The organism is Mucilaginibacter terrae, from assembly GCF_031951985.1.
In the GTDB taxonomy this organism is placed as follows: domain Bacteria; phylum Bacteroidota; class Bacteroidia; order Sphingobacteriales; family Sphingobacteriaceae; genus Mucilaginibacter; species Mucilaginibacter terrae_A.
On record NZ_JAVLVU010000001.1, the window covers coordinates 1,320,396 to 1,336,585 of the forward strand.

Annotated in this window: 12 protein-coding genes; 5 read left to right on the plus strand and 7 right to left on the minus strand. The window is 41.4% G+C overall.

Translation table 11 applies throughout. From position 1 onward, the window contains the following. Positions 1 to 2,337: a histidine kinase dimerization/phosphoacceptor domain -containing protein gene (locus QE417_RS05390; RefSeq protein ID WP_311948087.1), complete on the minus strand. Its 2,337-nt coding sequence runs from the start codon at positions 2,335 to 2,337 to the stop codon at positions 1 to 3. Positions 2,338 to 2,876: 539 nt separating this feature from the next. Between QE417_RS05390 and QE417_RS05395 the strand changes: the two genes are divergently transcribed. Beyond that, positions 2,877 to 5,177, plus strand: a complete 2,301-nt coding sequence (locus tag QE417_RS05395; RefSeq protein ID WP_311948090.1) for a histidine kinase dimerization/phosphoacceptor domain -containing protein — start codon at positions 2,877 to 2,879, stop codon at positions 5,175 to 5,177. 158 nt (positions 5,178 to 5,335) lie between these two features. Here the strand turns inward: QE417_RS05395 and QE417_RS05400 are convergent, their stop codons facing one another. From QE417_RS05400 to QE417_RS05410, 3 genes are all read right to left on the minus strand, one after another. Then, positions 5,336 to 6,481 carry an IS481 family transposase gene (locus QE417_RS05400; protein WP_311948093.1) on the minus strand — a complete coding sequence of 382 codons (1,146 nt, stop codon included), beginning with the start codon at positions 6,479 to 6,481 and terminating at the stop codon, positions 5,336 to 5,338. A gap of 317 nt (positions 6,482 to 6,798) precedes the next feature. After that, on the minus strand, positions 6,799 to 7,671 hold the full coding sequence (locus QE417_RS05405) for an alpha/beta fold hydrolase (RefSeq protein ID WP_311948095.1): 873 nt from the start codon (positions 7,669 to 7,671) through the stop codon (positions 6,799 to 6,801). Between the two features lie 411 nt (positions 7,672 to 8,082). Continuing rightward, a complete protein-coding gene (locus tag QE417_RS05410) occupies positions 8,083 to 8,970 on the minus strand; it encodes an alpha/beta fold hydrolase (protein ID WP_311948098.1) in 888 nt (295 codons plus the stop codon). Between the two features lie 448 nt (positions 8,971 to 9,418). Here QE417_RS05410 and QE417_RS05415 point away from each other — a divergent pair, with 448 nt between their 5' ends. The 4 genes from QE417_RS05415 to QE417_RS05430 all read left to right on the plus strand — a co-directional run bounded on the left by QE417_RS05415 (position 9,419) and on the right by QE417_RS05430 (position 14,370). Continuing rightward, the gene (locus QE417_RS05415; RefSeq protein ID WP_311948101.1) at positions 9,419 to 10,204 is read left to right on the plus strand and encodes a sensor histidine kinase; all 786 of its coding nucleotides are present in this window, start codon (positions 9,419 to 9,421) and stop codon (positions 10,202 to 10,204) included. Positions 10,205 to 10,239: 35 nt separating this feature from the next. Further along, positions 10,240 to 12,183, plus strand: coding sequence for a sigma 54-interacting response regulator (locus QE417_RS05420; RefSeq protein WP_311948103.1), 1,944 nt, complete (start codon positions 10,240 to 10,242; stop codon positions 12,181 to 12,183). Between the two features lie 299 nt (positions 12,184 to 12,482). Then, positions 12,483 to 13,322 carry an alpha/beta hydrolase gene (locus QE417_RS05425; protein ID WP_311948106.1) on the plus strand — a complete coding sequence of 280 codons (840 nt, stop codon included), beginning with the start codon at positions 12,483 to 12,485 and terminating at the stop codon, positions 13,320 to 13,322. 121 nt (positions 13,323 to 13,443) lie between these two features. After that, complete coding sequence (locus QE417_RS05430) at positions 13,444 to 14,370, plus strand: LysR family transcriptional regulator (RefSeq protein WP_311948108.1); 927 nt, start codon at positions 13,444 to 13,446, stop codon at positions 14,368 to 14,370. Positions 14,371 to 14,626: 256 nt separating this feature from the next. On the opposite strand, the gene QE417_RS05435 is transcribed toward QE417_RS05430, so the two are convergent. From QE417_RS05435 to QE417_RS05445, 3 genes are all read right to left on the minus strand, one after another. Further along, positions 14,627 to 15,052, minus strand: coding sequence for a DUF983 domain-containing protein (locus QE417_RS05435; protein WP_311948110.1), 426 nt, complete (start codon positions 15,050 to 15,052; stop codon positions 14,627 to 14,629). 74 nt (positions 15,053 to 15,126) lie between these two features. After that, entirely contained in the window at positions 15,127 to 15,738 is a 612-nt protein-coding gene (locus tag QE417_RS05440) for a pyridoxamine 5'-phosphate oxidase family protein (protein ID WP_311948113.1), read from the minus strand. Between the two features lie 21 nt (positions 15,739 to 15,759). After that, positions 15,760 to 16,170, minus strand: a complete 411-nt coding sequence (locus QE417_RS05445) for a nuclear transport factor 2 family protein (RefSeq protein ID WP_311948116.1) — start codon at positions 16,168 to 16,170, stop codon at positions 15,760 to 15,762. Positions 16,171 to 16,190 lie beyond the last annotated feature (20 nt).

Consider the following 16,190-nt stretch of genomic DNA (forward strand, 5'->3'; position numbering starts at 1 on the left):
TTAACAGTGATTGGTTTCCGCAATAGCAGTTACCATTGCCAAATCTGATAACAGCACAGGGAATTCGATGGAAATAGTCACGCCATCATCATCAATGATATTAAATGTGCCGTGAAGCTGCCCTGCGAGCCCCCTGATCAAAGTCATGCCCAGCGAATTAGCTTTTTCTAACACAAAGTTTACCGGCAGCCCAACTCCATTGTCACTGATGCAAATCTTGATCTGTTGTGCGATCTTTTTTACCGTTATAGTTATCTCACCGGTAAGGCCGTCAGGAAATGCATATTTAAATGCATTGGTAACTGCCTCGTTCAATATAATACCCACAGGAATTGCCTGTGACACGTCCAACATGATCGAATCAATATTAAGCCGAACTTTAACACTGTTCCCTTGCATATTTATAGCATAGTCAAGGGAATTTACCATTTCAGCTATATAGCATTTCAAGTCAATTTCCGTTACATTATCTGTTTTAAATAATTGATCATGTATCAGTGCAATTGACCTAACCCGGTTCTGTCCCTCTATTATGGCCTGCTGTGCACTATCATTAGCCATATATGCCGATTGTGATTGCAACAGGTTCATAACGATCTGCAAATTGTTCTTAACCCTATGGTTGACCTCTTTGATCAAAAGATCCTTATCATTTAAGAGCACATCTTTTTCCAGTAACAACTCATCTTTGTCGCCAATAAGGTGGTTCTTTTCATTAACCAGGTGCTGTAGTTCCATGTTCTGATGATTTATTTCCGATCTCTGCTCCAGCAACAGCGCATTGCTTCGCTGTTTGAGCCGGTACTGGCTGTAAACCAATGCAGTAATAATTGCCAGCATAATACACCCCACAATCACCACTTTCTGAATCAGTTGGTTTCGTTTCAATAAATTGTCTTTTACCAGTGCCTGTTTGTTCAATGCTTCAATCTTATCGTTTCTCTTTTCAGTATCGTTTTCTATATTTAGTAATGAAATCTGGTAGGCCTTAGTTACATTCAGCCCGGAATCGATTATTTTTTGAACCTGCTGATAATGTTTAAAAGCTGATCTGAAATCGCCTCTGATTGAATCCAAACTGTAGTAAACACGTTCTCTTGCCCTGTTATTAAGCGGTGTGCGGTTTACGGCCGGAATTGCCGCCTGCAGATCGGCGTAATGATAGGCCATATCGATTTGACGGGTATCCAAATAATAATTAGCAAGAATTCCGTAGTATACAACAAGTTCATTATAACTGTCTGGCGATAGTTCTGCTAAATCCTTTATTAATTTTTGCGCATATATTGCCGCTTTTTTATACTGTTTTGCCCATGTCAGGTTATTCAAATAGCATCCTGTTACCAACATTTTCCCATAACCTTCTGGGTAATATTTTTCCATCTCCGCTAACAGTGGCAAGGCTTTAGGAAATTTATTGAGGCGGGTGTGTTGAATGGCTAAAGCGTATGCCACCGTTGTAATGTAATCGGGGTCATTGTAACGCCTGGCAATCTTTAACGCCTTTAAAGAATAAGGAAGTGCCTGGCGATAGTTTGTCATATTCATATAAACTGTGGCCAAGTTGTGGTATATACTGCATAACTTAAGCGTTGAATCGCCTACAGCCTCTGCGGTTTTGATGGCTAAAAGACTGTATTTAACTGCATCTGGGTAATCTCCCAGGCCATTTGATGTACGTGCTATCATCCAGTAAATTCCATGAACGGCCTTATTGCCAAGAACTTTATTCACGTTCAAGGCTTCGAATAAAAGTTTAATGGCCTCTGTTTTTTTATTAGCGAGGAAACACATTTCGGCATCTATCTCCAGTGCTGCGGCAAGCCTTTGCATATTATTTTCCTGCCTGAAAATCGCAGTTGCATTACTGTAATAATATGTTTTTAGTCGCAGGCTATCTGGAATATGAACCGGGTAACATTCGGCAATCGCCATGTAAGCCTCGGCAATGCCATTTTTATTTTTTACTTTTTTTGAAAAAGCCAGTGCCACTTGTGCAAGCTTAAAACCCATAGCCGGTTTTCTTTTTTGACTAAAACATACAGATCTTAGTACCATAGCGTTGATAACGCCTTCCGTAAAATTAATTTTACGGCTTTCTCTTTCCGCCATAACGCCAAAGTTCATTGCCGAATCAATCGTTTCGGCTTTGTCTCCTGATCTGTATAAAATGGCACGCCCTAATGCCAGTTGAACCCTTATCATTTCAGGCCCCTCCTTACTACTGCTCAACTTTTCCCACAATCCGCTTTCCGGACCGTCATTGGGGTTATTTCTTTGGGCTGATACAGGTGTTGAAATCAGGACCAAAAAGATCAGTTGGTAAATTATCTTCATGCACTTTAAAAGACTTTTGGTTAGCATTTACCGAATTTTGAAGTGCCAATTTATTGCTGCTTTAGCACAATGGGTAATTACCTGTTTGATAACTCTTATAAGATTTCTGATAAAAAACCTCCTTTCTAAAAAACATCATTTAAGATTAAGATGAATGGCCTTAGCTACCACCTGGGCTGCGGGAATTGACCATCATTTTCTTATAGCTGTTTTACATGAAGCCCGACTGTCTTTGAGCTGATCCTTAATTCAAATCCAGTAATCTAAAATCCCTGGGGAAGTGATGGTTATACGGTCATCTATGGCAGGGTAAGGGGCGGATACCAGTCTTTTTTATCAGGAAATGATAACTGTTATTTGTATTTTTATAACGCATTAAGAGCAATCAGGCGCATTGCTAATTTTACAACGATCAATTGCATAATCTTTAGTCAGGGTTAGGACACGGGGTATGTGTGAGTTTATTCCTAAGTTGCTATTGTATTATATTTGGGCTTTAAATGTTCCCTACTTATTTAAACCTATCGTCAACACAATTCATGAAAAACGCATTTTTATGCATTTTCTTACTGCTAACTGCAATACCGGCACTGGCGCAAACCAGTAATCTGGATGAATTGCCCATGCCCGTCTTACGCCAAAAACTGGCGACAAGCACGAACGATACGAATAAAGTTCAGGTACAACTTGCCTTAGGTCATTTGATGCTTCAAAAGCCTGTTTCAGTTGAGCGAGATATTGATTCGGCGAGAAAATTCGCCTCCCAAGCTTCGGTTCTCAGCCGTCAACTTAACTATCATTTTGGAATAATCAATTCCATGTTGCTTAATTCAGAGATCGCTACCAATCAGGGCGATCGGGAAACAGGTTTAAAGATTGCCCAAAACGTATTAGCCTTTTCTCAAAAGCATCATAACAGCGATGGCGAGGCAAGATCTTATCATCTTATAGCACAGTGCTACCAGCGTTCGGATCCCGTAGAACTTCATAAACGGATATTTTACATTAATAAGTCCATAGCCATCTTCAGGAAGAACCGGAATGCCCTTTGGCTTTCTTATCTCCTGACCGCAAATGCGGACCTTTTATTTCAGGCAGGACGAACGACGGAAGGACTCAGATTATTGTTCGAGGCGCTGAATCTTGGAAAAGGTGTAAGCCGCAGAACTGTCGAGGGGATCTACTGGAACATCGGGAGGACATCGTTCAGGTTAGGAGATTACACTAATGCACTAAAATATAACTTATTAGCTCTCAGGACGGCGAGGGAGGTTAATGATACCACCTTGCAGATAAGCGTTATTAACCATTTTATTGCCTCGACATATATTAAAATGCAAGATTATGGCCGTGCAATTCCATACTCGCTCGAGGTGCTGAAATTGGCAAAACGCTACAACGACAGCGACTTTGTTAATACAGAGTTGCCGGTACTTGCATCAGAATATATGCACAACAAACAGGTTTCAAAAGCATTGAGCATACTCAATGAATTGAAAAGCCGTGCTCATAGTAATTTGGAAAATCTATCGGTAAGCGTAGATTTTCTAAATAATTTGATTTATGCCAAACGCCTGGTAGAGGCTGATCAATATGCACAGGAGGTTAAAAGGTTATTAGCGCTAATACCCCCTGATAATCTTAAAGAAGTTATGAATGCATATAATGCGCTTGCATCCTATTATTCCGAGACTGGTCAGGTTAAACAGGCCTATCATTATACAGAATTATACGCTAACATGGCACACAAGCTAAATTATATAGCAGGCATCAGAACAGCCGAATACCGTTACTACAAGCTGGTATCTTTAAAAGGCGATTTGAAGTCGGCCATGGCGCATTTACTTAAAGAACAGGAGATAAAGGACTCCATCGATAATGCTGAAAAAGCTTATCAGATCTCCCTGCTGCATATTGAAAATGAAACACTGGAAAAAAACAGGCATATCGACTCGCTTACCCGGCAGGCACAGATAAAAGACAGCAAACTGAAGCGAAATCAATTAATTCAGAATGTAACTATTGCCGGCGCTGTTATGCTGCTGACCATTACCGGTTTAATTTACAGTCGTTACAGATTAAAGCAACGCAGTAATAATTTACTTACGCTACAAAAATCGGAGATTGATGAGAAAAACACCGCCCTGCAGCACCTGGTAATAGACAAGAATGAGCTTTTGGAAGATAAAGACAGGTTATTACTGGAGAAAGATTTGCTGTTAAAAGAGGTTAACCATAGAGTAAAAAATAACTTGCAAATTGTGATGAACCTGCTGCATTCGCAATCTGTTTATCTGTCAAACGAAAGCGCACAACAAGCTATTCTGGAAAGCCAAAACAGGGTAAGGTCTATCGCTCTTATTCATGACCAACTTTACAAAACCGAACATATTTCACAGATCAATCTCTCGTCCTATATTAAAGAATTAATCCTTTCGCTGGACGATTCCTTGAATCAGAAAACCAACAATGTGGCCATTGTGTGCAATATTGAAAATATTGCCCTGGATGTGTCACAGGCCATTCCACTTGGTATCGTATTAAATGAGATGGTTACCAATGCACTTAAATACGCCTTTCCGAATGATAAAATCGGAAGCATTAAAATAGTAGTTAAACAAACCGGAAGTTTTATAGAGATGCAGATCAGTGATAATGGAGTAGGTTTGCCTGCAGACTTCGATTTAGAAAGTACAAAAACCCTTGGAATCACCCTATTAAAAGGACTAACGGCACAGTTAAAAGGAACGTTTGCTGCTGAAAACAATAACGGACTGACGATCACTTTAAGATTCCCTGTTGAAGTTCCCATTAATCAGGCACAATTGCTAAACACTTAATACACAAGCCTATTCAGTATTGCTGATCAGTATAATATCCTTTGGAGTATTATCCGTAATGCTCAGTTTTTCGATGATAACCTTATTTGTGTATTTAAAACCGTAAAAATAAAGGATAAACTGTAATAGCCACTACTTGATCTGACAGTTAGGTGGTTTTATAAGTTGTCAGCTGTGATTTGTGAATATAGCTTTTTCTCGTCTAAATGCATCGACTCAGATTCTTCTGAGCACTTTTTGTGGGGGCTCTGAAGAATCTGGTCTTCGGCGAGTCTCTCCAATAACTTTTCCTGCGCCAATGGAATGCTGTCGATCAGCGTTTGCATAGGTGTTTTGCCAAAGCAGTATTTTCCACTATGTGTCCGCTCATTATTGTAACCAGTCATCCACCTATCCAGATCTGCCTGCAATTCAGCAATGCTACGATAGATCTTTTTTCGGAAAGCAATAGCATAGAACTCATCCTGGATGGTGCGGTGAAAGCGCTCACAGATACCATTGGTTTGTGGACTTTTAGCCTTTGTTTTGGTGTGGTCTATATCTTCGATTGCCAGGTATAACTGGAACTCATGCTGCTCTCTTGCGCCACAATATTCTGTCCCTCTGTCGGTAAGTATCCGTAATAAGCGCAGGTCATGTTGTTCGTAAAACGGCACCACTTTATCATTGAGCATCTCTGCTGCTACGAGTGCATTCTTTCGGTCGTATAGCTTGGTAAAGGCTACTTTAGCGTAAGTGTCGATAAATGTTTGCTGGTAAATATGGCCAACACCTTTAATATTACCAACATAATAAGTATCCTGCGCACCGAGATAGCCAGGATGGTGTGTTTCTATTTCGCCATGCGCTTTCTTTTCTTCTTTAGCCTTCTCCAACGCAACTACCTGTGCTTCGGTTAATACCAACCCTTCTTGTGCCGACTTAGCTTCTAATGCCTTTAAACGAAGCTTAAAGGTTTGCAGATCGTGACGTAACCAAATACTTCTTACTCCCCCGGGAGATATTAATATGCCTTGCTTTTTAAGCTCGTTGGATACCCTTAACTGGCCTAAAGCAGGTTGGTCTATGGCCATTGTAACGACAGCCTTTTCTATATGCTCTTCTACCCGGTTCTTTAAGATCGGCTTCCGCCTGCTGATCTCTTGTAAGGCCAGTTCGCCACCCTGGTCATAAAGTTCCTTGAACCTGTAGAAGCTATCACGGGAATAGCCCATCACTTTACAGGCTTGTGATACGTTTCCTAAATGCTGGGCAAGCTCCAGTATGCCCATCTTGTTTTTGATGATCTTTGCTTGGGTTGTCATAATACTAATCTCTGTTACGTGTTTTAAATTATTGTAACTGTCAGATTAAATTGTGACTATCTCAGAAAACATAGGAGTTCCTCCTGTTGCCTCATTTATTAGGCTAACATACGCAGACTCTTTTTACTACAATTATTGGCCCGGCGTAAGCAAACCATGCAACTGGTTCCAGATATGATTTGGATAGATGAACTCATGGCTTGTAGCAGATGCTTAGGTGTGGCAACCTTCACAAACAATACAAGATCAGGTTTAAGAAGTCTCCCGCCATTTTTGCGGGAGAACTCCTTTTTATAGGTTGTTGTGAATTATACGGGTTATTTTTTAACCTTCCTATCCAGAAAATCTTTGATCTTTTCACCAATTTCATTGCCGTGGCTCTCCAGTGCGAAGTGACCGGCGTCAAACAGGTGATATTCCAGATTTTTGACATCTTTCTTGTAAGCTTCGGCACCGCTTACCGGAAAAATATAGTCGTTCTTTCCATAAACGATCAGCATTTCCGGGTTATGGTCGCGGAAGTATTGTTGCCACTCCGGATATTTAGGCGGATTGGTACCGTAATCGTAAAACATGTCGAGTTGTATCTGTCCGTTCTCCGGTCTTTCCAGGTGACGAAGGTCCATTTCCCAGTTATCAGGACTGATCACCGAGGTATCTGGCACGCCATGTGTATACTGCCATTTCAAACCATCCGGGTTGTGGAAAGTACTCAAGGTATGTTCGGCTTCTTTATCATTATGATCGGCCCAGTAAGCTTTGAACGGGTCCCAGAAAGTTTCAAGACCTTCTTCATAGGCACAACCATTTTGAACAATAAGCGTATCAATCCTTTCAGGGTGCTTCGAAGCAATTCTCCAGCCTACCGGAGCGCCATAGTCCATCAGGTACAAACTGTATTTGTTAATATTTAACTTGCTCAGCAACTCTTCAATAATTACTGCATAATTGTCAAAAGTATAGTCAAATTCAGCAATAGGAGGTTGTTCGCTTCTGCCGTAACCCGGGTAGTCGGCTGCAATTAAATGATACTTGTCAGATAACTGATCGATCAGGTTCCTGAACATAAAAGACGATGCGGGGTATCCGTGAAGTAGCACCAATGTTGGGGCATCTTTAGGTCCAGCTTCGCGGTAAAAGATGTTGACACCATTGACGTCAGTAAAGTGGTAAGTTGTTTGATTTTTCATGATTCGAAAAAATTTAAGGATTTAAGATTTTGGGGTAAAATTCTCACCGGATCATTGATCATCACCAGCGACATTTCAAAAGTAGACACCCCTTAACATTTTCGTATATCATGCTAATGATACATGTTATCATTAAATTGATACACACCATATAAACCTCACTTATAACCACTTACCACCACTAAAGCCATTTATAACCCCATGTTTAAAGGCAGATAAAAATCAATCCCATACAAGGGGCGGTTCATTTTTCAAATCAACCGCCAGCAAGTGTTTGCGCGGCAAAAAAATACCGCCGGGATAGCCGGCGGTATTAATTATCAAACGAAATCAGAGGTCTTTTTTTAGATATCAGGAATGCGTCTTCTACAGAACTTGTATTATCTCATTCGCTTACGTGCCAGGGTTACTTTACAGTTTTTCCTGCAAAAAAGACCGAATCAGCTGCGCAATCTCACTCCCATATTCTTCAAGCAAAAAATGTCCCCCGTCGAATAAATGTAGCTCTGCATCCGGCAACTCTTTTTGATAGGCCAAAGCCCCGGAACCCGGAAAGATAGTATCGTTTTTACCCCAGGCAATCAACACCGGCGGTTGGTGCTCGCGGAGATAGCTCTGCCATTCAGGATACCTGGGGAAATTGCTGCTGTAATTGGCAAACAGTATTTTTTGAACAGCTTTTTTACCCGGCTGTTCAAAAAAGAAATGATCCATATAGTAACTGTCCGGACTTATATTATCCGAATGCAGGGTACCTGAAACATATTGCTCTTTAATGCCTTCGAGCGACATCATATATTCGATTGCTGCATCTAAGCCTGCAAAGTCCTCAGCTGCTGTCATTGCACCAATTTTTTGCACATCCGGCCCAAGGCCTTCTAAAAATACATTAGCGTTTTGGATGATCAGGCTTTTTACCAGTTCGGGCCTTTTTTTTATAATCCGGAACCCGACCGGACCGCCGTAGTCCTGCATATAAAAGCTTAGATGTTGTAGTTTAAGCGTATCAATAAATTGCTCTATAATTTGTGCCAAATGGTCAAACGAATACTCAAATTCAGAAGGTTGCGGGCAACTGCTATAGCCAAAACCGGGATAGTCGGGCGCAATCAAGTGATACTCCGGCGAAAGCTGTTCGATCAGGTTGCGGAACATGTGAGATGATGACGGGAAACCGTGAAGCAATAAGATAGTGGGCTTCTGCGGATCACCGGCCTCCCGGTAAAACAGTTCTACGCCTTCAACCTCTACGGTTTTATAACGAACGCCAAGGGCATTGATTTGGTCAGCTATTTTCATTTGTTTTTTGTTTTGCTCCTGTGATTGACTTGCGGAAAGCAACCGGCTGATTAATATTAATTCAGGTCAAACCTAAGTCGATTTGCAGGTACTGGTATACCAGTTATATAGTAACTGGTATTAGTTTTATAATAAGCTGCCCTTCGAAAAACGATTTGTAGTTGCCTATAATTTTTATGATAACAGTTATAAGCTGTATGATGGACCCCATAAATTTTGAATAAAGCACGATTGGTACCTTTAGCCCTACATTTACTATGCAATGGAACACAACTATTTAGAAAAAATTTCGCGGCAATATGTCATTGCATATTACTGGTACCAACAGCATTACCGGCATTTATTGCTATGATTTCTACATACCACATCGATAGTCGAGGCGATAAAACAGATCGCGGCACTAAGCCAACTTTCTAAAAATTTATTCTTTCATCATGAAGTCACTCCTATGCTAACCGATATAAATTTAAAAATTGCGGGAGGAGCACTATTACTCATCATAATTGTACTTTTATTACAACTTTACCGTACCAGGCGCAACTACAAACGGTTGCTGCAAGCCGGGCAACGGGAACTTGATCAAAAAAACGTATTTATCGAAACGCTGAACAGCGATCATGACAAATTGCTCAAAGAAAAGGAATGGTTAATTAAGGAAGTACAACACCGGGTTAAGAACAGCCTTCAGGTGGTAACCAGCTTACTTTATTCACAGTCGCTTTATTTGGAAGATGGGGCGGCCATACAAGCCATTAAAGATAGTTTACGACGCATGCAGGCAATATCTCTAATGCATCAAAAACTTTACCAGGACAACAATACGAGCACCATTTTAATGCCGGAATACATAGATGAGCTGGTAGCCTATTTGCATGAAAGTTTTGACGCAGATGACCATATTGTTTTTGAATGCGCTATAGAGCCAATAGAGCTTGACGTATCGCAGGTGCTCCCTTTAGGACTTATCTTCACTGAGGGTATAGTGAATGCTATAAAGTATGCCTTTTTAAAGGGGCAACAGGGAATTGTGCGCCTGTACCTGCAACATGATGGCCCGGGACATTTGATGCTTAAAATATCGGATAACGGGATTGGTATACCGGCAGGCCTAAACACCATGGAACATAACTCGCTGGGGCTTGACCTGATCAAGGGTTTGTCAAAGCAATTGAAGGGCAACTTCCGGATAGAAAATAACAATGGTGTGCATATCACTGTGCGGTTTGCTGTTTAACAAACATGAAAGTTAATAAATTTGCATAAGCGAATATGAATAAGAAAATACTGATAGTTGAAGATGAGTTTGTGGTAGCGAATGCATTACGCCTTACTTTGGAACAGGCAGGCTATATGGTTTCCGGCATTGCCTCTTCAGCAGAAGAAGCTGATCAGTTGCTGCAAATTCAGAGACCAGACCTTGTGCTTTTGGATATTCAACTGAACGGAAAGCGCTCGGGCATAGACCTGGCCGCTAAGCTCAATGAAGATGATATCGCTTTCATCTATCTGTCTGCAAATTCCAGCCAAAAGATACTTGAAGAGGCCAAGGCCACTGATCCTTACGGGTTTTTGGTTAAACCATTCAGAGAAAAAGACATGCTGGTAACGCTCGATATTGCGTTATACCGGCAACGAAATGCCCTGGAATTCAGATTGCAGCAGGAAGTACTTTTGCAGAAACACCTGGCAGATATTGGTGATGAAATTTCGGATGCTAAGCAAAAGCTCTTGAAAGTTGCCCAGGCCATCAGGGTATTTATACCATTTGATATTGTTGTTGCTGGTAGTCGCCCGGCAAATGCCACCCAATTTACCGATTACGGATATTTAAGAATTGGATATGATGAATACCAGTATATACGTGAAAATGAATTAATGACCATTGCAGGCCTGAGCAGCAGCAGCCTTTCGGCAATACTCCAAGACAATTACCAGGCTATTGGTACCAGAGGTTACGAAGAAATATCAGACGAGCATACTGTATTTACGCCCTTACAAAAGATATGGCTTAATAGCTTCAAAATGAGTTCATCCCTCATGTTCTCGGTGATTACCCGCAACGGAACAATGGTAGATTATAGCTTTTATAGCCGTGAGCGCAATGTGTATAAGCAAAAACATGCAGCCGTATTAAAGCTTTTCAGAAAGTGTTTGACTAACGTAACCGACAAAATGAAGTTGTCGGGCACAAAACCTATCACTAACAGTGTTGCGCCCGGTGCAGAGCCGAACCTCCGGGAATTTAAAGGTATCATAGGCAAACATCCGCTCTTGCTGGCGGCTTTAGATCTTGCAACACAGGTAGCACCTTACAATACGTCTGTGTTAATACTGGGCGAAAGCGGAACAGGAAAAGAAAAGATAGCACATGCCATCCACGATCTGTCATCCAGAAAAAACGGCCCGTTCATTGAAGTTAATTGCGGCGCTATACCTCCTACGCTCATAGAATCAGAGTTGTTTGGTCACGAAAAAGGCGCATTTACAGGAGCTACTGAAAAACGAAAAGGAAGATTTGAGCAGGCCGAAGGAGGCACTGTTTTTTTGGATGAAATTGGAGAACTCCCTTTAGAAATGCAGGTTAAACTGTTACGCGTATTACAGGAAAAAGAAATAAATTACGTAGGGAGCAATACCCCAAAAAAGGTGGATGTACGTATAGTGGCCGCAACCAACCGTAACCTGGAGAAAGAAGTTGCTGATGGCAATTTCAGGCTTGACCTGTATTATCGTTTGAATGTATTTCCAATAACATTGCCGCCTTTGCGAGAGAGAAAAAGTGACATTTTAGATCTGAGCACCTTTTTTGCCCACAAATTCTGCAATAGTTTTCAAAAAGAGTTCAATGGTATTTCGGCATCAATGATAGATGCCATGCTGGCTTATGAGTGGCCGGGCAATATTCGGGAACTGGAGAACGTGTTGGAACGATCTGTTATACTCAACAGCGGAAATTCGGAATTGGAATTAAAGCAGCACCTTACCGGTGCCACCCCAAAACAGCCTGGCAATGCCGTTATTGAAACACTTGAAGATGTTAAAAACTCACAGCGCCAAACCGAAAAAGCATATCTCATTTCTATACTCAAAAAAACTGAGGGACGCATTCGGGGCAACAATGGCGCAGCAGAACTGCTTAACCTTAAACCCACCACCCTGGAATCAAGAATAGCTAAATTAGGTATTACGAAGGAAGACTATTCAGGCTCGTGAAAATTTAAATTCTGAGAAACATTACGAACACCTTTCATAGTAAAAGAACAATCTTCATTGGAATCTTAACAGTACAGGCTTCAGTTTGAAAGCCAAAAAGCTCATTCGGCATCGCTTAACTCCATTTTTTTCAGAGAACAATCCGAATCGCCTCCGAATTTTTCGGAGACGAGTAACACTTCATGGTTTTAATTAAACACACCATCATTTTAAAACATTGATTATTAATATTTTATAACATATAAAATTTAGACAGCCGAATATATTTTTTGTGGCACGTGTTTGACTATGGTATAGTCATGCAAACAACCAATCAACCAAAACCAGCAACATTCATCAATCAAAAAGGGCAGCAAGTTTATTATCGCAACTGGGTGCCCGAAGGTAAACCAAAAGGCATTGTGCTCATCATCCACGGGTTAAATTCACATGGTGGATATTACCAAAATTTTGCCGCCGAGCTGGTAGATAATGGATTTGAAGTTTACGCTATGGACCTTGCCGGCCGCGGTCGGTCGGAAGGAGAACGTTACTATATTGCCGATTATCACAATGTGTTTGCAGACATTGATGTATTGATGAATATCGCCAGCGCTGCGTGTCCTTCAAAACCTGTATTTCTGTTTGGTCACAGCGCAGGTGGCGTTTTTGCATCTGCTTATGCAATCGAAAACCAATTCAAGCTGCAGGGCCTTATTTCGGAAAGCTTTGCCTTTAAAATCCCGGCTCCTGCTTTCGCACTTGCGGCCATTAAATTTTTGGCGCGCATAATACCGCACACCAGGCTTGTTAAACTAAATAATAAAGATTTCTCGCGCGATAGTTCATTCGTGCTAAAAATGGATAAAGATCCGCTTTTGGACAACGAAAAACAGCCAGCCAAAACCATGCAGCAACTTTTGCTTGCGTCCGAATATCTAAAACAAGGAATGCCTGCAATTAAGCTTCCCATTTTAATACTTCACGGTACAGCAGATAAAGCCACTGAGCCTGCGGGAAGCGATTATTTCATGAAACATGCGTCGTCGGCCGAAAAGCAGCTTAAACTTTATGAAGGGCACTATCATGACTTGCTGAATGACAGGTATAACGGAATAGTTAGCAGGGATATCTTGCACTGGCTGAATCAAAGGGTTTAATTCTTTGATACCACTGTATATACGATACCTAAAAAGTGTATAAACACTCCTTGTGCCCGGTCACAAACATGGCCCAAGGTTCGCTCCCAATAAATATTAAAACCCTTAAATCCTATACTCTATGATCAATTTAGAATGGTTCAGAACCTTTAAAGTTATTTATGAAGCAGGAACGCTTTCAGCGGCAGCACAAACCTTATTTATTTCCCAGCCAGGCGTTAGTCTTCATCTCAGTTCGCTGGAATCCTATGCCGGGCATCGCCTTTTTGATCGTGATACCCGAAAAATGGTAGCAACAGAGCGTGGTACGATGCTTTATAACTTCATTATTGACCATATGAACAAGCTTGAAGAGGCAGAACATAATCTGCACCGGAAATCAAAAATAGAAAAACCAACCGTGAGTATAGGGATGTCTACCGGCATCTTCCAGTATATGCTCGAAGCTCACATTTCTGACCTGCCTTTCAACCTGGTGACCAGGTTTGGCGATTATGCTCAAATGCTTCAAGAACTAAACAACGGGACTTTAGACTTAATTTTGACCCCTCAAAAAGGCAATCAGCATAATCTTGATTATAAACCATTCGCCAAAGAAAGGTTTGTTCTGATATGTGGTAACCAAACGGACACCACTGCGTTTGATGAACTGCTATTAAAGGGTGACCGGCCCGCATTGAAGGATTGGCTTGCCATTCAAAACTGGTACACCACAGCTTCTGATCTGGAACACCTCAACCGCTTCTGGGCTGCAAGTTTTGCAACCTTACCAAGCTTCAGGCCCAAATATGTTTTACCATCACTTGGTTCAATTCTGCGTTGCATGGCAACAGGAAAGGGATTTGCCGTGGTTCCTGATTTTCTTTGCTGTAACGAGATGGCGGGTAATTCTATCAAAATAGCCTGGGAAGGAAGCCCGCCTGTAGAAGATACATTGTATTTTGGCAAACGTAAGAATACCGCTTACCCTGAAGAGATCAAATACCTGGAAGACATTTTAACAAAGAACTGGCCGAAATGCCCAGAAAAGTTAACCCCGGAAAATTGATATGCATCACAAACCAATAAACATCCGTTTAAACTCAATATAATACAGCAGAATTTTGGTTGAAGCCTTACCGCAAAGGCAACATGTTAGGCAACCGAAATTTTAGAATCTAAAGCGAATACCCAATGGCAAAATCATGCTTGTTTGCCGTTTACCCGGCAAGCAAGCAGATCTTCGAGATGTTTTATTAATTGCTGCCTCTTCAAGCACCGTTAACACTATTACCGTATTCCTAAATCTATAACCATCAATTGAGCTACGAAGTATGCTCCTTACGATAGTCGGGCCGGGCGCGTTCCTGCTCGAAGTTTACCCCGGGTGTTAACCAGAATAAAAGGATGATGCGTGAATATTGAAAAGTAAACGGCCAAAAGAGAAAAGCAGGAATTAACGTAGCTGCAATATATACCCAAGGGTTCCAACTATGGGTAACCAGGTAGGTGGTCATTGCAAATGTTAGCATAATAGCTACATTCATTGCATAGCTCACAAACATGGCTACATAAAAATACCCCGGCTCAATCTCAAACTGAAAGTTGCAATGCGGACACCTTTCATTCATTTTTTGACCAATGATAGTTGTAGGACTCGCCAAAAACATATTGCCCGTGCGGCATTTGGGACATTTGCCGTGCAGCGCTGCCTTAAATTCAGAATGCGTGTAACTGGGTTCAATATTCATTTTATTATCTTCCTTTCTATGGTGAGGGTTAATTTACAGTTGTTGGCAAACCGGTCAATTAATTCGCAGCGGGCTTAATCTGCTTGTGAGAGCCGTAAACGCTTGACCTCTTCCTCCAGGGATTTTATGTATCCATTTCTTTCCGCAAATGCTGCTTCTATTTCTTCCAAAGTGTATCTCGGGGTTATATGTTGCGGGCAATTCCAGTTGTAACCCTTTACCGTAAAAAGTAACATGCGTTCTGCTTTATGTTTATAGCCTGCCGGGTCAAGTTGCTCAAAAAGCTCCGGGTTCTCCGTAATCCCAACGATCTTTATATCTGCAAATAGCTTAAGCCGGGCACGTTGCGGGTAATCCATCATAATTAACGACACCTTAGGATTTTCGGCTGCATTTCCAACGGAGATGTATTGCCTGTTACCACTAAAATCAACCACACCAAGTGTTGACTCATCAATTACCCTGATGAAACCTTTTGGCCCTCCCCTGTGCTGTATGTAAGGGTAACCCGATTGACTGATACTGGCCATATAAAAGCTATCCCTGCTGCTGATGAATTGCTCTTCAGACTCCGTGAGGCCGCCTTCATGATACCCGTTTTCAATCCTTTCATAGGCTGTACGGCTCCCATACATTTCTTGTAATTTCTTTACCGCGTCGGTAAATGCAATTTGCTCATAGTTCATATGTCCGTACACTTATACAGTTTACAAAGTCTTTTCATTCTCACCAATAGCAAGATCATTGATGCTGGCATAGCGTTTCTGCATGAGGCCGTTTTCATCAAACTCCCAAAGTTCGTTACCATAGCTTCTGTACCATTGACCTGCAGCATCCTGCCATTCATAATAAAAACGTACGGCTATCCGGTTATCATGAAAACTCCAAAGTTCTTTCTTAAGCTTATAATGAAGTTCTTTTTGCCATTTGTTGGTTAAAAACGCTTTTATTTCTGCCCTGCCGTTAATAAATTCAGCGCGATTCCTCCATTCGGTATCAACAGTGTAAGCCAAGCAAACCCGCTCCGGGTCGCGGCTGTTCCAGGCATCTTCCGCCATTTGAACCTTTTGTAACGCTGTTTCTAAATTGAATGGCGGTAGTGGTGCTCTTTGTTCCATACAAGGGTATATATTATTAT